The organism is Aquamicrobium aerolatum DSM 21857 (assembly GCF_900113935.1).
In the GTDB taxonomy this organism is placed as follows: Bacteria; Pseudomonadota; Alphaproteobacteria; order Rhizobiales; family Rhizobiaceae; genus Aerobium; species Aerobium aerolatum.
On record NZ_FORF01000005.1, the window covers coordinates 163,578 to 181,138 of the forward strand.

General features: G+C 60.4%; 16 protein-coding genes. 4 read left to right on the top strand and 12 right to left on the bottom strand.

The features are described 5' to 3' along the window. The first annotated feature begins 9 nt into the window (after positions 1-9). The gene (gene hmuQ, locus BMZ42_RS05940; RefSeq protein ID WP_091519805.1) at positions 10-324 is read left to right on the top strand and encodes a heme-degrading protein HmuQ; all 315 of its coding nucleotides are present in this window, start codon (positions 10-12) and stop codon (positions 322-324) included. Positions 325-492: 168 nt separating this feature from the next. Here the strand turns inward: hmuQ and BMZ42_RS05945 are convergent, their stop codons facing one another. The 4 genes from BMZ42_RS05945 to BMZ42_RS05960 all read right to left on the bottom strand — a co-directional run bounded on the left by BMZ42_RS05945 (position 493) and on the right by BMZ42_RS05960 (position 2,511). Then, entirely contained in the window at positions 493-882 is a 390-nt protein-coding gene (locus BMZ42_RS05945) for a hypothetical protein (protein WP_091519808.1), read from the bottom strand. Positions 883-1,015: 133 nt separating this feature from the next. Further along, positions 1,016-1,636: a GNAT family N-acetyltransferase gene (locus tag BMZ42_RS05950; protein WP_244523173.1), complete on the bottom strand. Its 621-nt coding sequence runs from the start codon at positions 1,634-1,636 to the stop codon at positions 1,016-1,018. Further along, positions 1,609-2,022 carry a ketosteroid isomerase-related protein gene (locus tag BMZ42_RS05955; RefSeq protein WP_091519810.1) on the bottom strand — a complete coding sequence of 138 codons (414 nt, stop codon included), beginning with the start codon at positions 2,020-2,022 and terminating at the stop codon, positions 1,609-1,611. Before BMZ42_RS05955 ends, BMZ42_RS05950 begins: the two co-directional genes overlap by 28 nt. Positions 2,023-2,046: 24 nt before the next feature. Continuing rightward, positions 2,047-2,511, bottom strand: coding sequence for a YcgN family cysteine cluster protein (locus BMZ42_RS05960; protein WP_420492451.1), 465 nt, complete (start codon positions 2,509-2,511; stop codon positions 2,047-2,049). A gap of 151 nt (positions 2,512-2,662) precedes the next feature. Here BMZ42_RS05960 and BMZ42_RS05965 point away from each other — a divergent pair, with 151 nt between their 5' ends. Then, on the top strand, positions 2,663-4,456 hold the full coding sequence (locus tag BMZ42_RS05965; RefSeq protein ID WP_091519812.1) for an OmpA family protein: 1,794 nt from the start codon (positions 2,663-2,665) through the stop codon (positions 4,454-4,456). Positions 4,457-4,604: 148 nt separating this feature from the next. Here BMZ42_RS05965 and BMZ42_RS05970 read toward each other — a convergent pair whose 3' ends face one another. The 6 genes from BMZ42_RS05970 to dnaG form a co-directional block, all read right to left on the bottom strand. After that, positions 4,605-5,474 (bottom strand): SDR family oxidoreductase, encoded by an 870-nt coding sequence (locus BMZ42_RS05970; RefSeq protein WP_091519815.1) that lies wholly within the window; start codon positions 5,472-5,474, stop codon positions 4,605-4,607. A 214-nt stretch (positions 5,475-5,688) separates the two neighbouring features. Continuing rightward, a complete protein-coding gene (locus tag BMZ42_RS05975; RefSeq protein ID WP_091519818.1) occupies positions 5,689-5,976 on the bottom strand; it encodes an HlyU family transcriptional regulator in 288 nt (95 codons plus the stop codon). 110 nt (positions 5,977-6,086) lie between these two features. Continuing rightward, on the bottom strand, positions 6,087-6,710 hold the full coding sequence (locus tag BMZ42_RS05980) for a glutathione S-transferase family protein (protein WP_091519909.1): 624 nt from the start codon (positions 6,708-6,710) through the stop codon (positions 6,087-6,089). A 49-nt stretch (positions 6,711-6,759) separates the two neighbouring features. Beyond that, positions 6,760-7,317, bottom strand: a complete 558-nt coding sequence (locus tag BMZ42_RS05985) for a GNAT family N-acetyltransferase (RefSeq protein WP_091519819.1) — start codon at positions 7,315-7,317, stop codon at positions 6,760-6,762. 168 nt (positions 7,318-7,485) lie between these two features. After that, positions 7,486-9,498, bottom strand: coding sequence for an RNA polymerase sigma factor RpoD (gene rpoD / locus BMZ42_RS05990; protein ID WP_091519822.1), 2,013 nt, complete (start codon positions 9,496-9,498; stop codon positions 7,486-7,488). A 404-nt stretch (positions 9,499-9,902) separates the two neighbouring features. Beyond that, complete coding sequence (gene dnaG / locus BMZ42_RS05995) at positions 9,903-11,846, bottom strand: DNA primase (RefSeq protein WP_091519825.1); 1,944 nt, start codon at positions 11,844-11,846, stop codon at positions 9,903-9,905. 229 nt (positions 11,847-12,075) lie between these two features. Here dnaG and BMZ42_RS06000 point away from each other — a divergent pair, with 229 nt between their 5' ends. After that, positions 12,076-14,415 carry a bifunctional diguanylate cyclase/phosphodiesterase gene (locus tag BMZ42_RS06000; protein ID WP_244523174.1) on the top strand — a complete coding sequence of 780 codons (2,340 nt, stop codon included), beginning with the start codon at positions 12,076-12,078 and terminating at the stop codon, positions 14,413-14,415. Positions 14,416-14,600: 185 nt separating this feature from the next. Beyond that, the gene (locus BMZ42_RS06005) at positions 14,601-16,268 is read left to right on the top strand and encodes a Na/Pi cotransporter family protein (protein WP_091519829.1); all 1,668 of its coding nucleotides are present in this window, start codon (positions 14,601-14,603) and stop codon (positions 16,266-16,268) included. Positions 16,269-16,271: 3 nt separating this feature from the next. Here BMZ42_RS06005 and BMZ42_RS06010 read toward each other — a convergent pair whose 3' ends face one another. Next, positions 16,272-16,856, bottom strand: a complete 585-nt coding sequence (locus BMZ42_RS06010; protein ID WP_091519832.1) for a 5-formyltetrahydrofolate cyclo-ligase — start codon at positions 16,854-16,856, stop codon at positions 16,272-16,274. A gap of 88 nt (positions 16,857-16,944) precedes the next feature. Next, a complete protein-coding gene (locus BMZ42_RS06015) occupies positions 16,945-17,394 on the bottom strand; it encodes a GatB/YqeY domain-containing protein (RefSeq protein WP_091519911.1) in 450 nt (149 codons plus the stop codon). Positions 17,395-17,561 lie beyond the last annotated feature (167 nt).

Sequence of the window (17,561 nt, forward strand, 5' to 3'; positions counted from 1 at the left end):
TTTTGCCTGATGTACATCGCCATGAACAGGTTCAAAGTCAAAATCGGCCTTGAGACAGATTTCGAAGATGTGTGGCGCAATCGCGATTCGTCCCTTTCATCGATGAAGGGGTTTCGCGAATTCCATCTTCTGCGTGGTGCCACCCACGAAGCTGAAGGCTACACGCTCTATGCATCACACACAGTCTGGGAGAGCCAGGACGACTTCACTGCATGGACGAAATCTCAAAGCTTCCGAGATTCTCACAAAAACGCAGGGGACCAGAAGCCAAGTTACATCGAGTCTCCGCGCTTTGAAGGCTTTTCGATAGTCGAAGGCGCTTGATTTCTCGAGAATGCATGCGGAAATCAGGCCAATTGGCCCGTACTGCAGGTCATAAACGCCTGACGCTCCAGCAGCTGATACCAGCATAAAACCCCGCCAAAAATGACGGGGTTTGCAATCAATCTAAGGCCAGCTCAGCAAGCTGGCCTTGTTTGTTTCATGGCCAGTTCAGCGGATGACCGGGCAGCCACGATCATTAGCGAAAGTGATGACTGCCGATCGGCGACCATGGCCGCGGCCTTCTACGCGCACAACGCGGCGGTTTTCGCTGATGACGCGAGCCCGGCGAAGACCCATACGTTCCGCCTTGTTCACGGCCTCACGAACCGAGCAACCACGTTCGCGGTAGCGGCGATCCGGACCGCGATGGTCGCGCCAGCCCCTGTCACGCATATCATGGCGACCGCGGTCGTCGAACTGGATGCCAAGGGTCGGGCCCTGGTTGCCGAAGCCCAGATAGACACCCCCGCTCTGCGCCTGCGCAGTGGCAGGAACGGCGGCGAGCGCACCAAGGCCGACAAAGGCTGACAGGGCGGCAATCTTGAAAAACTTGAACATGGTGCTTCTCCGTGGCTGTTGGGGTGCCGGTGGTTCGAATAAGAGCACCCTAACGCCCAGACTCTGAACAGGTTTCGAACCAGACATTCATTCTCGGTTCAGGTTCGCGCCAAAATCGCCGTAGAGCCCTGCATTAGCTGGGAAGCTGGCGCGCCCAAAATTCCATCGGCTTGACGGTTTCGTCTGTCTCGCCGACATCGCACCAGGAAAAGCCGGTGGTATGCCCATCGATGCGGGAATAGCCGCGGTGAACCCAGAATTCGTCCAGCGGCTTGTAGCCTACAGGGCGCAGCGGGTGGTCGGCGGGACGGATGACGGACGAGAAAACACACGCGCTATAGCCTGATTCACGCGCCGCGCGCTCGCGATCCTCAAAAAAGCGCACGCCAACGCCCCGGCCACGATAGGTTTTGCGCAGCACGGATTCGCCGAAATAGAAGAAGCTGGCAGGGTCGAGGCCACGCGCGGCAAACGGTTCCGCGAATTCCTCAAAATGTTCGGTCAGCGGTGCAGCGGTGGCGGCGCCAACCAGTTCCGCCCCGTCGAACGCACCGACAATCACCGACCCCGCCGATTCCATATAGGTCGACAGATACCGGCGCTCGTAGTCGATATCCCCCTCATAGAGATAGGGAAAGTCGTGAAAGACCTCGATGCGAAGCCGTGCAAGATCGTCCAGCGCGGCTTCAGCTTCGGTGCGGCTCAGTCGGCGCACATCCATCAGTGTCAGCCCTTGCTGACCTGTGCCGTCCATTCGGCAAGATTGTAGTAGGTCGTCACCCGCGAAATCTTGCCATCATCGATGTCGAAGAAAATGCCGGCTGGCAGCGTGTAGCGCTGGCCGTTGGCTTCGGGGAGGCCTTCGGCTGTCGCAAGATACTTGCCGTGCACGGTGAATTCTGCGGCTGCGCGGGTTCCGCCCTGCCCGACCATGATCACAACGTCTGCAAGCGTCTCGTGGTAGTGCTTGCTCATCATCCCGTTGAACCAACGGAACTTGTCCTTGCCGATTTCGCGGCCGCCTTCGTTGAGGTCGTGGGCCACGTCCTCCGTCAGGCAGGCCAGCATGCCCTCGCTGTCACCGGCGTTGAATGCGGCGATGTAGCGTTCGATCAGGGCGTTTGTGTCAGCTTCACTCATAAAAATCCCTCCTGATTGTGCTGGTCATGGCTCGTCGTCCAGCATGTGCTCGAAATAGTCTTCCGGCTCGGCAAGCTCGGTCTCGCAGGCCGTCACCTTGCCGCGTACGGAAACGCCCGCTTCATGGACGGTGCCGCGGCTCCCAGAAACCAAATGGTGCCACCAATAGAGATCCCGGCCCTCTGCCACGAGGCGATAGGCGCAGGTCGAAGGAAGCCAAGGAATCGTGCGCACCTTCTCGGGTGTCAGGCCGACGCAGTCAGGGACAGTTGCCAGACGATTGGGATAATCGCGGCAACTGCACGTCTCGGCGTTGAAAAGCCGGCAGCCGACGCTGGTCCAGTAAATTGTCCCGTCGTCTTCATCCTCAAGCTTCGCAAGACAGCACTTGCCGCACCCATCGCACAGAAGCTCCCACTCCTGCGGCGACATTTCCTCCAAAGTCTTTTCAGTCCAGAATGCATCCATCATGCTGCCCGTTTGGGACATACGGGCACCTCGGGTCAAGGTCCCTTGATGCATGGTCACGCTTTCGCCATGCGCTTGCCCGTCTATGGCCCTGTTTCGGTCGATCTGGAACCATCTGGAGCGTACATAGTTCCCGTGCTGAAGGACGACCAGCCCATAGGAGTTGACCACGATGAAAAAGCAAACACGGATCTTGACTGGCACCGCGCTGGCTCTGGTGATGGCCGCAGGCAGTGGCATCGCAGCGCCCCAGCGCCCAGGATCCCCTTCAGTCGTGGATGCTCGCATCGCGCACGGCCAGATATTTCTGGCACAGGCGGATGAGGAGCTGAGCGAGGAAGAGCTGCGCCGCCGCCAGCAGCAAGAGGGCGACAGCGCCCCGGCCGAGCAGCAGTCGGCCCCGGAATCGGAAGTCGATGAGCCCGCGCCACCAGTGGAAGAACCTGCAGAACAACCCGCACCTCCTCCGGCCGAAGAACCTGCGCCCGCTCCCGAGCAGCCTGCTCCGCCCCCGGTAGAGGAGCCAGCCACACCGGAAGCACCTCCAGCTCCGCAGGAAGCCCCAGCTGAGCCCACACCCGCGCAGCCGCCGGTCCCGCAGGAAGCGCCGGCCACACCGCCAGCAGAGACGGCACCTGCCGCAGAGGAACCGGCTCCGACGCCGGAACAACCTCCAGTGCCCGAGACGCCGCCCGCCCAGGAGACCCCGCAAGCTGCTCCGACACCTGAGGCCCAACCGGCAGCACCAGCTCCAGCAGAGCAACCTGCAGCCGAAACACCGGCGCAACCTGCCGCACCGACGCCATCTGAAGCTGCACCGGCTGCGCCAGCCCCGGCGGAGCCTGCACCTGTGGCTCCGGCTCCAGCTCCCGAGAAGGAAGCTCCGCTGTTTGACAGCCAGAAAGAAGGCGAAACCGGTCAGCCTGCGCCTGCCGCAGAGGCTGCCCCCACAGCCCCGGCACAGCCTGCCACTCCGCCTCCAGCTACCGATGCCGAAGCGCAGCAGCTTGAAGCTCCGGTGGAAGTCCAGCCGCTGCGTGCAGAAGAAGGCCGCCGGATCGAGCGTAGAAGCGAACGCCGGGAACGCCGCGAAGGCGCTGATGTCCTTGGCGAGATCGGCGACCGCATCATCCTGCAATTTGGCGGCCAGACGATCGTGCAGAGTGATGATCGCGACCGCATCGGACGCGACGCGTCGGAGGTCTACTACGAAGAGTTGCCGCGTGGCCGGACTCGCGAGACTGTGACGCGGCCAAATGGCGTCCAGGTCGTCACCATTCGCGACCGCTATGGCGATGTCGTTCGTCGCTCGCGGATCACCCCGGACGGCCATGAATACGTGCTGGTCTACGCAGAAGACCGTGAACGCGAACGCGACCGTGGCGAGCGTCGTCAGTGGCGCGATCCTGCCCGCGATCTGCCCCCGCTGCGGATCGACATTCCGCGTGACGAGTACATTCTGGATGCCCGTCGCGCACAGGAGCCGGAGGATTATTACGAGTTCTTCGAGCAACCGCCCGTCGAACCGATCCGTCGGCTCTATTCGATCGATGAAGTCAAATATTCTGCGCGCGTGCGTGACAGCGTCCGTCGCGTGGACATGGACACCATCACCTTCGAATTTGGTGCTGCGACCATCTCGGAGAGCGAGATCGGCCGTCTGGAATCAGTCGCCGACGCGATGGCACGCCTGCTGGAGCGCAATCCTGCCGAGACCTTCCTGATCGAAGGCCACACCGATGCTGTGGGGTCTGATCAGGCGAATCTCGCGCTGTCGGATCGCCGAGCGGAATCTGTTGCGGCGGCGCTGACCAACGTATTCGGGATCCCGCCGGAAAACCTCGTCACTCAAGGCTATGGCGAGCGCTATCTCAAGGTGAACAGCCAGGCTCCCGAGCGTGAGAACCGCCGCGTAGCGATGCGTCGTATCACCCCGCTTGTCGCCCCTGTCGCGCAAGCGCGGTAACCCTTCCCTGCCCCGTCCCCTGAAAAGGGGATAAGGCGAAAAGCCCGGTCATCATTGATGGCCGGGCTTTTTAATGGGGAATGGGCAGTAGGCAATCGGCAATGGGAATCCGCACTACCTATTGCCCACTGCCGACTGCCTCACATCCCTACCCAAACGACCTCACCACCTTCGTGTCCGAGTTCTCGAAAACTTCGTCCGGCACAAAGAAATCGGCCGCCAATGGTCCGGTCGCGCCGGGCGCGTAGACGGAAAAGTCTGTCACGCCTTCAGCTTTCAGCACTTCCTCATCGATAAAGAAATTACCGGTGCAGTCGCGCGAGGGGCGATTGAGAATGGCATAAGCCGCGTCCGCCATGATCGCCGGCGAACGGCTCATTGACGAGACAGCCTCTCCGCCCAAAAGATTGCGGACGGCAGCCGTGTCGATAGCCGTCAGCGGCCATAGCGAGTTGACCGCAATACCGTCGCGCGCAAACTCGGCGCTCATGCCGAGCGTGCACATCGACATGCCGTATTTGGCCATCGTGTAGGCAACGTGATTGCCAAACCACTTGGGCTGCATGTCGAGCGGCGGCGCCAGATTCAAAATATGAGGATTTTGCGCCAACTTCAGGTACGGAATGCACATTTTCGAAACAAGAAACGTGCCGCGCGTATTGATCTGGTGCATCAGATCATAGCGTTTCATATCGGTTTCCAGCGTACCCGTGAGGTTGATGGCGCTGGCGTTGTTAATGCAGATGTCGATACCGCCGAACGTTTCCACGGTCTTGGCGACGGCATCCGCTACCTGCTCTTCCTCGCGGATGTCACACAGGATCGGCAGCGCCTTGCCGCCCACCTTCTCGATGTCTTCCGCCGCAGTATAGATCGTCCCAGGCAGCTTTGGATGTGGCTGTGCCGTCTTGGCTGCGATGGTTACATTCGCGCCGTCCTGCGCTGCACGCAGAGCGATGGCGAGGCCAATGCCCCGCGATCCGCCCGAAATGAACACCGTCTTGCCTTGCAATGACATGATCGATCCCTCCTCCGGGCCGGTCTAAAATACCGGCCTTAACTGATGAACGCTACGCTGCGAGCGGGCGGAGACGCCCTCAGGACCGACGCGCGCGCTGGCCGAAGATATTGTCGCGGTACCGTCGCTAATCCGCGCCGCGCCAGCTCCGCCATAGACGGCACAGCCGCTCAAAAGCACAATTGCTGCGGCCAGCGCGCCCGCCCGGCTCAGATCACTGAAAGATCCGCTCGCCCTGCTCGTCGATGATCTGGCGTGCCTTGCGTTGCGTGACATCGATAGCATCCTCCTTCGAAGCAAACCGGTCTGCTCGGATGAATTTGTGCTGTTTCAGCTCGCCATCGATCTCCTTGGAGATGACGCCGCAGGTCTGGTACTGACCGCCTTCGACGAAGGGTGTCGCGACAATCGTGAAGCCATTGTGCTCGATTGCCTCAGCAGCCGGCTCGTCCTTGCCCCGCGCTTCGCCGCTACCGCCGAAGAGTTTCTTCCAGAACGACATGAGGTATGCTCTCCATTCTCGTCAGGCGCGCCGCGTCACCTGATACTGCCTGAGCCTTTATAGTCCCACCCGGGCACGAAGGAAAACCTCACGCCCCTGTTTACGCAGACTTACGCCGACACGTGCGCGGTCAATGCCCGCGCCACCGCCGGGCGTTCCATCATCCGCTGGCGATGCTCCATCACGCGCGGGATACGGCTGGTGTCGACATTATCCATCTCGATCCACCGTGCCACAGCAAACAGATACGCGTCTGCTACCGAATAGGCATCTCCCATCACCCACGGCCCGCGCAGCATTTCCGTTTCGATCATCTCGAAACAATCGGTCACCACTTCCGGCACCTTGCGCTTCATTTCCGCCTGTGCCGCTTCGTCGTCAGCCCATCGCGAGGCCCGTGGCCCATGGGCGTGGGCAACATGCAGTGTCGACGCCAGATAGGCGTTGAAAGCCTGCATCTGCGCGAAAGCGAACAGATTACTCAATGGCGCCAACGCTGCGCCAGGGAAAATCTCCGCGATATAGGCGAGAATTGCCGGCGTCTCGGTCAGAATGCCACGCGGCGTCACCAACGCGGGAACCCGGCCCTTTGGATTGATCGAAAGGTAGTCCGGCGTTCTTTGCTGTGCATTCGCAAAATCGACCAGTTTCGCCACATAGTCGGCACCTGCCTCCTCCAGCGCGATGTGTGGAGCCAGCGCAATCGTTCCGCGCGCATAGTAAAGCGTGAGCATGTAATCTTCTCCCTCGGCAGACGACCCTTCGCCTGCCTTCATCCTAACCTTATTCCGGCGCGACAGTATCGCCCTTGCCCAGCGCCCTCTGCATCTGAATCGTATCGACCCACCGCCCCAGCTTGAACCCGACCGAACGCTGCACACCCGCCGCCTGGAAACCCAGACTGCGATGCAGCCCTATCGAACCGGCATTGTCACGGTCGCCGATCACGGCGAGCATCTGCCGCCAAGGGCCAGCCTCGCAACGTTCGATCAGCTGTAGCAGAAGCGCACTCCCAACGCCTTTGCCGACATGGCCGGGGCGAACGTAAACCGAGTCCTCAATCGTATAGCGGTAGGCTGGGCGCGGTCGATAAGCCGTCGCATAGGCATACCCCAGCACCAGTCCCTGACTTTCAGCAACCAGATACGGCAACCCGGCAGCCAACACGGCATCACGCCGGCTCAGCATCTCAGCAACGTTGGGCGGGATCTCTTCGAAGGTAGCCAGCCCGTGCAACACGTGGCCGGCGTAGATCTCCTGCACCTGCGCCATATCCGATTCAGTCGCATCGCGCACAAGGGGAGCGCCGGACGAAGCGCCGGCCTGTGTGTAGTCGTTCATGGGTTCGGCTCTGTTACTGATCGCCCAGTGGCGAACGCCCCAGGCGGGAAAAATTGTAAACCACGCCCTCGGCGCGCGCAGCAACAATTTCCGCGTTGGGCATCACGTCGAATGTCGAGCGCCCTCAAGACACAAAAAACCCGGCGCGATGGCCGGGTTTTGATGCTCTTAGCTGTCGAGGAAGCTCCGCAGTTTGCGGCTGCGGCTTGGGTGCTTCAGCTTGCGCAGCGCCTTTGCCTCGATCTGACGAATACGCTCACGCGTCACCGAGAACTGCTGGCCGACTTCTTCCAGCGTGTGGTCGGTGTTCATGCCGATGCCGAAGCGCATGCGCAGCACACGCTCTTCGCGTGGCGTAAGCGAGGCGAGAACGCGCGTGGTGGTCTCGCGCAGATTCGCCTGGATAGCCGCGTCGATCGGCAGGATCGCCATCTTGTCCTCGATGAAATCGCCGAGGTGTGAATCCTCCTCGTCACCCACCGGGGTTTCAAGCGAGATCGGCTCCTTGGCGATCTTCAGAACCTTGCGGACCTTTTCAAGCGGCATGGCCAGCTTTTCAGCCAGTTCTTCCGGGGTCGGCTCGCGGCCGATCTCGTGCAGCATCTGGCGCGAGGTACGGACGATCTTGTTGATCGTCTCGATCATGTGCACCGGAATACGGATCGTGCGGGCCTGGTCCGCGATCGAACGCGTGATCGCCTGACGAATCCACCACGTTGCGTAGGTCGAGAACTTGTAGCCGCGACGGTACTCGAACTTGTCCACCGCCTTCATCAGGCCGATGTTGCCTTCCTGAATGAGATCAAGGAACTGCAGACCACGGTTCGTGTACTTCTTGGCGATCGAGATCACGAGACGCAGGTTTGCCTCGACCATTTCCTTTTTGGCGATTGCGGCTTCGCGCTCGCCCTTCTGGACCTGGTTGACGATCTTGCGGAACTCGAGGATCGAGATTGCCGTCTCGGTCGCAAGGTTCTGGATCTCGCCACGGATGTCGCGGATCGTGTCCTTCTCGTTCTGGTAGAATTCTTTCCAGCCACGGCTCGACAGGTTGGCGATCGACTTCATCCAGTTCGGATCAAGCTCGCTGCCCTGATATTCCTTGAGGAAGTCCTCGCGGCGCACGCCATAGCTTTCAGCCAGACGGAGCAGACGCCCTTCGTTCTGAACCAGACGCTTGTTGATGTCGTAGAGCTGTTCGACCAGCGCCTCGATACGGGCGTTGTTGAGCGACAGCGACTTCACCGCCGTGATCAGCTGTTCCTTCAACTGCTTGTAGGAACGCTCCTGGCTCGACGACAGCGACCCGGTCGCGGCAAGACGCGCCTCGACCTGCTGGTCCTGCAGCTTGCGCAACTTCTTGTAGGTCGACGCGATGACGTCGAGCGTCTCCATCACCTGCGGACGCAATTCGGCTTCCATAGCCGCCAGCGACAGGTTGACTTCATCCTCTTCGTCGTCGTCGTCCTCGCCACGCGTATCGCCGCCGACATTGGTCACATCGTCGTCTTCGCGGCGACGGCCCTTCTCATCGGCTTTCGGCTTGGCGTCTTCATCGACACGCTCGACAGCCGGAGCCTGCTTTGCTTCCGGGCCGGCATAAGTGGCTTCCAGATCGATGATCTCACGCAGCAGAATTTTTGCTTCGTTGAGTTCTTCGCGCCAGATGATGATTGCCTGGAAGGTCAGCGGGCTTTCGCAAAGCCCTGCGATCATGGTTTCGCGACCAGCCTCGATGCGCTTGGCGATGGCGATTTCGCCCTCGCGAGACAGAAGCTCCACCGAACCCATCTCGCGCAGATACATTCGAACGGGGTCGTCGGTGCGGTCGGTCGGCTCTTTTTTGACAGGCGCGGCAACAGCGGTGCCGGTCTGCTCGGCCAGCTCGTTGGCTTCTTCTTCTTCGCCGCCTGCGTTGTCTTCAGCAGCCTCTTCGCCCGCCTCGTCGTCTTCCACCACATTGATGCCCATGTCGGACAGCATCGCCATGGTGTCCTCAATCTGCTCGGAGGTCACTTCCTCCGAGGGCAGAACGGCATTCAGCTCGTCCATGGTGACATACCCGCGCTTTTTCGCGAGCTTGATCATCTTCTTGACAGCATCGTCGGAAAGGTCGAGGAGAGGCCCGTCGGTCGTGCCTTCGCGCTCGTTCTCGACCTCTTCCTTCTCTTTTGTCGCCATGTCGTATTTTCTCCAAGAGGGAAGCAAAGGCTCAGGCTTTTCAAAGCCTTTGCCGACGTTGTGAAACCGGTTTCACTCGCGTCAGAATCGCGATAGCTGCTTCACCTTAATTCCCGATTAACCCTGACACTGTCGGCTTATATATGGTCGGCGCCCCGATCCGTCCACCAAGCCCATCGTCCTTTGCACGCGCGGCGCGAAATGCCCGCAGAATGCTCCAATCGCCCTGATTCCGTCATTCCGACGGAAGGTCAAGCCGCTCAAACCAGATTCGGATGAAAAAAGCGAATCAATTGCTCTTTTGGGGCGATATGACCGAATTTACATCGCGGAGGCATCGCGATGCCCATCTAATGTAGATGCCCCTCGCCCGTTAACAAGGGGAGCCGGCTGATAATGCCAGTCTATGTCTGCACCCGACCGGAAGAGACACCAAATCCTTCCACGAGAGCATCCAGTTGCTCGACATTGGCGATGTCCATGCTGATCGTGTTCAGCACCTGCAACAGATGCTGGGCAGCTTCTTCCTCCCCCCGCTCGACAGCCTCCGCGAGCGCGGCCTGAACGCTGGTGCGTTGCTGGCGCAACTCACGCGCACGCGAATAGAGCGCCGCCGCCTGGCCGAAAGCTTCGCGAACGTCGTCGAGTGCCGCATCTTCCAACGCGGTCCATGCCCGCATCCGGCGTACCAGTGCCAGCGATGCCTCCCATGCTTCGTCAACGCCCGCCTCGCCAATCGCCTTGATCAACGCCTCGCGATCGTGCTGTTCGGCATGTGCCATGACGTCGAGCACAACCGCATGAAGCCGGCGCAGATCGGGATGCGGCAGGCTCATCTCCTCAAATGCATCAAAATGCTCTTCAAGCAGCGCCGGATGATTGATCATCGCCACCAGCATCACCGTTTCGCGTGGCGGCAATGGGCCACCACCGGTGCGCACCAGAGCCGAACGCGCGAGACTCTCGCTGACGGCAAAACGTCCACTTGCCTGGCCCGGTTTTGGCCGCCCGGCAAAGTTGCCGCGGTCCTGATTGCCAAACCGTCCCCGCTGACCGGACGGCGCGCGCCCGAAAAATGTCTGCACACGCTCGCGCATGTCCTGCTGGTAGTGACGTCGCACATCTTCGTCACGAATCCGCGTTGTCAATTCCCGCAAGTTCTTTTCCAACTCGGCACGCCGCTCTGGCGTATCGAAAACACCGCCGGAGGTCTCGCGCAGCCATAACAGCTCGGCGAGAGGTCGCGCCTGTGCCAGCACCTCGCGAAACCCTTCAGGACCACTATTCTTGACGAGGTCGTCCGGGTCCTGCCCTTCGGGCAACAGCGCAAAACGCAACGTTCTGCCAGCCGCGATGCCTGGCAGCGCCAGATCGGCTGCACGCCATGCTGCTTTCAGTCCGGCCTGGTCACCGTCGAAGCACAGGATCGGCTCGCCGGTCATCCGCCATAAAAGTTCCAGCTGATTTTCGGTCAGCGCAGTTCCCAGTGGGGCCACGACATTCTCGAAGCCGGCCTGAGCCAGCGCGATCACGTCCATATAACCCTCTACGGCGATGACCGTACCGACCTTCTGTTGCGCACGCCGCGCACGCGCAAAATTGTAGAGGACATTGCCCTTGTGGAAGAGCTCCGTGTCGTTCGAATTGAGATATTTCGCCAGAGCATCGCGCGACAGAGCCCGTCCGCCGAACGCGATCACGCGCCCCCGCGAATCCTCGATGGGAAACATCACACGATCCCGAAACCGGTCGTAGGAAACCGGCACATCCGGACCGTGGACCACCAGCCCACAAGCCTCGATCTGATCGCGCGAGGCACCCCGTGCCGCCAGATGCTCTTTCAGGGCGTTGCGCGCTTCCGGCGCATAGCCGAGTCGGAATGATTGCTGGGTCACCGAGTTCAGCCCGCGTTCGCGCAGATAGGCGCGTGCCTTTGCACCGTCAGAGCTTTGCAGCCGATCCTGAAAGAATGCCGTCGCCATTTCCATCACGTCGGTCAGCGATGCGCGCTGCTGTTCGCGCCGCTCCGCCATCACATCGCGCTCCGGCATCGCCACGCCGGCCATCTCGGCGATGCGCTCGACCGCCTCCGGAAAACTCATGCCGTCCAGTTCGGTCAGGAACTTGAAATGGTCGCCCGAGGCACCGCAGCCGAAGCAATGGTAACGCCCCTTGCGATCCTCGCAGTGAAAGGACGGCGACTTTTCACCATGAAAGGGGCAGCACGCCCACCAGTCGCCGCGAGACGTGTTGGTCTTGCGCTTGTCCCAGGTCACGCGCAGTCCCACCACGGCCGAAATTGGCACGCGGTCTCGTATCTCATCCAGAAATGAAGGTGAAAAGCGCATCGTCAAAGCCTCACAGACCGGCCATATAGGCACGGTTGCATGTTCATGCGACTCTCAACTGCCAATCCCCACCGGCAATCACCAACCATTATTCGCATGGGGCCATGGTCCGCAGGCTCTGATTTAAACAATTCTCAATGAACTCAAAATAGCGGATTGAACCAGCTTTTTTTGCCGGGACCAGCTATCGATGCTGACTATATACAATTGTATTGTGAATGAGCATGATTTGAGGCTGGTTGTCCTTGCGGCAATCATCTGCGCGATCTCCTCCTTCACCACCGTCAATCTCCTTCGCCATCTGAATGCCAGCACCGGCAACGGGCGCTATGCGTGGATGGTACTGACCACTGCTGCCACCGGCTTCGGCATCTGGGCGACCCATTTCATCGCCATGCTGGCCTTCGCACCCGCGCTGCCTTCAGCCTATGACGGCCCTCTCACGGTTCTTTCCCTTGCCGTCGCCCTTGCGCTCACCGGAGCCGGCGTCACGGTCGCAACATCGAAAGACACCGTAGACCACCGTCTCGTCGGCGGCTCTCTCATTGGCGCGGGCATAGCAGGCATGCATTTCATCGGCATGGCCGCCTACAAGGTTCCCGGTGCTCTTGCATGGGATCAGCTTTACGTCGCGGCTTCGCTACTGGCAGCAGTCATCTTCGGCGCCCTCGCAATTCAAACCGCGCTTGGCAAGGTACGTCGGGGCCAGCAATGGCTGGCCGGCACATTCCTGACCCTCGGCATCTGTGGCCTGCATTTCATCGCGATGGCCGCAGTCACGATCCAGCCCGATGCTGCCATCGACATTCCACCCGCATCGATCTCGCCGACCCTGTTGGCACTGGGCGTTGCACTCGCCGCGTTCGCCATCCTTCTGTTCTCTGCAATTGCACTGTGGATCTCGATCCGTGACCTACAGCGCAATCACGCTGAAGAACAGCGCATGCGTGATCTGGTCAATGCCGCTGTGGAAGGGCTTGTCGTGTGCCGTGATGGCATGGTTGTCACGGCGAATGCCAGTTTCGTCGCCATGAGCGGCAGGCCGCTTGGCGAGATCGTCCATCAACGCTTCTGCGAACTCGTGCCGGTGGAATCGGACGCAGTGGGGCGCGAACGCGTCGAAGCTGCCGTTCAGCGCAAAGATGGCTCACGCCTGCCCGTCGAAATTATCGAGCGTGACATCACATATGATGGTGTGCCGCATACAGTCTATGCAGTCCGCGACCTGCGTGAACGCCGGAAAGCTGAAGCCGATATTCGCCATCTCGCAATGCACGACATGCTCACCGGCCTGCCCAATCGCCGTGCCTTCAATGAGCGTCTTGAGGAGGAGATCGTTCTCCATCGCAAGAAGACGCACCGCTATCTCGGCCTCCTTTGCCTCGATCTCGACCGCTTCAAAGAGATCAACGATCTCTTCGGACATGCTGCCGGTGATGCGGTCTTGCAGCAGGTTGCCGCCAGTGTCGGCTCTGTTCTGAGCGAGCGCCAGTTGTTTGCGCGGCTCGGCGGCGACGAGTTCGCCATTTTGCTGCCCGATCTTGCCAATCCGTCGGAAGCGGATGACGTCGCGCGCAAGATTCTTGCGACGATGCGCGAGCAGCGCGGCACTGCAGCAACAGAAAATCTGGTTTCCACCAGTATCGGCATTGCCATCTGTCCTTCTGATGCCACCGACGCCAGCGACCTGATCAGCCACGGCGATGCCGCGCTCTACTGCGCCAAAGGTGACGGCAGGGACACCTGGCGTCGTTTTGACGCCAGCATGGGGCGCGCCATCCGTTCTCGCCGGATCATGGAACATGACCTTCGTCACGCCATCTCACGCGATGAAATGTCTCTCGTCTATCAGCCCCAGAAGCGCCTCGACACCGGCGAGACCATCGGCTTCGAGGCCTTGCTACGCTGGAACAGGGCAGAGAGCGGCAATATATCCCCGGCGACCTTCATCCCGGTGGCAGAAGACAGCGGCGCCATCGTCCCCATCGGCCGTTGGGTGATGGAGGAAGCGTGTCGTGAAGCTGCTACCTGGCCCGATCACATCTCGGTTGCGGTCAACGTTTCACCGGTTCAGCTTCACTACGCCAGCTTTGCTCACGACGTGCGAACGATCCTCGCGCGCACCGGCCTGCCTGCAAACAGGCTTGAGATCGAAATCACCGAAACAGCGCTTGTGCGGGACATGAACCGCGCGCTGATTGCGCTGCGCCAGATCAAGGCGCTTGGCGTCAGGGTGGCCATGGACGACTTCGGCACCGGCTATTCGTCGCTCTCAAACCTGCGCGCATTTCCGTTCGACAAGATCAAGATCGACGGATCTTTCATCCGCTCGGTGGACACGAACCCGCAGGCGGCAACCATCGTCAAGGCAGTGCTGGGCATCGGGCGCGGGCTTGGGCTGCCGGTTCTTGCGGAAGGCGTAGAAACAAGCGAGGAACTGAAATTTCTCGCCGATGAATTCTGCCAGATCGGCCAGGGCTATCTGCTGGGCCGGCCGTCGCACCGTGTCGACCTTGCGCCACTCCCGGCAGCTCACCATCACGCAATTGCGCACCCGGTCGGCGCCTGACAATGAATTGACGCTCAACGGGCGGGCTGCGAGATGCTCTGCCCAAGGCAAGATGAAAAGACGCCAGTTGAAAGTTTATTCGGCTAACATATGTTGGCATGAATGCGCTTCGAGTCTGAGCCTTTGCATTACGTCGAATCTGGTCATACAAGAGCGCTTGGCACTTTTGCCACGAGGCTCTTTTTATGACAGGCTCTGCTGTTCTGGTGCATCTTGCCGGCGCGATTGCGCTGCTCCTATGGGCGACCCGCATGGTTCGCACAGGGGTCGAGCGCGCCTATGGCGATGTGCTGCGACGAAAGCTGCGTCACACATTTCGTAATCCGTTGCTGGCCGTGATTGCGGGCGCTGGTCTTGCCATCTGCCTGCAAAGCGCAACAGCCGTGTCGCTGCTTGTCGGCTCTTTCGCCGGCTCCGGCATCGTGCCTGCGGCCACCGGGCTGGTGGCAGTGCTGGGCGCCGATCTCGGCTCTGCGCTAGTGGTCAAACTTCTGAGCTTCAACCTGTCCGCCGTCGCGCCGCTCGCGCTCTTCTTTGGCACTGCCATCTTCCTCGCCACAGAGCGCCGAGCCTGGCAGCAGTTGGGGCGCATCCTTGTTGGCGTCGGTCTGCTGATCCTGTCGCTGCAACTGATCGGCAGCGCCTCCGAACCCCTGCGCGAGAGCGAAATTCTCCCGGTCATCGTCGGCTACCTTTCCGAAGATCCGATCACCGCGTTTTTCCTTGCGGCAATTGGCACCTGGCTGTTCCACTCCAGCGTTGCGTTCATTCTGCTCGTTGCCGCCCTGGCAATGCGCGGACTGGTTCCAGCAGAGCTTGGCATCGTGCTCGTCCTTGGCGCAAATCTGGGTGGCGGTCTGATTGCCGCAATGCTGTCGCGCACTATGCCCGCGCCCAGCCGGACCGTACCGCTCGGCAACCTTGTGATCCGTGCGATCGGCGCGGTCATCGCCTTGTTGGCGCTTACGCTGTTCGATCCACCGATGGAGATGATCGGATCGACACCTGCGCTGCAGATCGTCCACACGCACATCCTGTTCAACGTATTTCTGGTGCTACTCGGGATGCCATTTGCCGGACTGGTCACGCGCAGCCTTGAATCTTTGCAAGCTTATGCGGCCCCTCCTCCATCGGCCGCACTTGAAGATCGCGAGGCGAGCGCGCTCGACCCGGACGCCCTGGGCAGCCCTTCACGCGCACTTGCCAACGTCACCCGCGCTGTGGTCGGCGTCTGCGAAACCGTGGAAGTCATGCTGAAGAACATCATGGAGCTTTATGATGACCCTGAGCGGGAGCAGATCGACGCGCTGGCCTCACTCGACGACCGGGTTGATCGCAAACATGCTGCGATCAAGCTTTATCTCGCCCGCATTCCGCCAGAAGCGATGAATGAGGAAGAGGAACAGCGCACAGCCGAATTGCTCGATGCCTGCGTCAAGCTCGAACAGGTTGGCGACATCATCGTGCGCAACATGCTGGTGCATGTGCGCAAGAAGCTGGACCGAGGCCTGACCTTCACCCCGGAGGGTTGGCGCGAATTGTCCAATCTCCACGCGTCGGTGCTGGCAAATGCGCGCCTCGCCTTCAACGTGCTGATCACGCGCGATCCGGCGACAGCGCTCCAGCTTGTTCGTGAGAAAGACCGGCTGCGTGACCTTGAGCGCATTACCAGCCAGAGCCATTTCGAACGTCTGCGCAAGGGCGCCAAGAAGAGCCTTGAGACCAGTTCGCTCCATCTCGACACGATCCGCGACCTGAAGCAGATCAACTCGCTTCTGGCTTCGCTCGCCTATCCGGTTCTGGAAGAGGAAGGCGTTCTCGGCACCACGCGGCTTCTGCCCGCTACCGTATAGCGGTCAGTCCGCCTCGGTGAGAACGACGTCCATCGCGATGTCGTGCGGTTGTGGATGGATCGTGGCAATACGCTGAAGCTCGTAACCGACTCCGATTACGACTGGCCTGCGCGCAAGCGCGGCCAGCGTGCGGTCGTAAAAGCCACCGCCATAGCCAAGGCGATAGTTCCTGCCATCGAAACCGACGACCGGCGATATGACGACATCCGGGATGACCACGGCACCCTCTGCGGGAATCGGGATGTTCCACACGCCCTTTTCGAGCTTTTCACCGGCCTTCCAGCTGCGAAAAACCAGCGGCGCGGCTTTTTCGACGACAACCGGCAACGCAATCGTTGCGCCTTGGTCTGACATCTTGCCGGCCCAGCCACGCAGGTCGGGCTCGCCGCGAAATGGCCAGTAGATCGCAATCACCTTACCGCTGGCATCACCGAGCCTCGCATCAAGCTTCTCGGCGATGATTGCAGCATGAGCGTTACGTACATCTGCTGGCAGAGCGAGCCGCGCAGCGATCAGTCGTTCCCGCTCGACCTTGCGCCACGGCTTCAGGGCACCCTTCCCTTCGAACGGATCATCAATCTGGCTCATTGCGAACGTCCTCCCATCTCACCCTATGCCCGGCTGGGCACAGGGTTCAATGAGCGATCGCGACGGGCGCTGGCCCGTGCGCGCCGTGTCAGCCGAGCAGCTGTTTGATGATGCCACTGGCCTTGGAAAAATCCATCTGCCCTGTGTACCGCGCCTTAAGTTCGGCCATCACCTTGCCCATGTCCTTGACGCTTTCCGCGCCGACTTCCTTGACCGCTGCGGCGATGGCAGCGCGGGCTTCGTCCTCACTCATCTGCACTGGAAGAAATTCGCGCAGAATCTCGATCTCGGCGCGTTCCTTGTCGGCAAGCTCAGGGCGTCCGCCATCGGTATAGGCCTTGGCTGATTCTTCGCGCTGCTTCACCATCTTGGTGAGGATCTGCAAAAGCTCGTCACTGTCCGCAGCACCCTTGCCGACCCCACGGTTGGCGATGTCGCGATCCTGGAATGCGGCGTTGACCATTCGCAAGGTCGAAAGCCGGTCCTTGTCCTTGTTCCGCATCGCGTCCTTGAGGGCATTCGTCACTGTCTCGCGCATGTCATATCCTTTTCTTGCTGAGCGTTGCCCGCCGATCATTGACCGCGCCGATACCTTCACCTATTGACCGCTCGACACTATCTAAAACGCTGCGCGACAGAAGCAACGGCTCCGGCCGCGCACAGGCACGCGCGATATGTTCCTATCACGGGACGATTTCAAGCGCG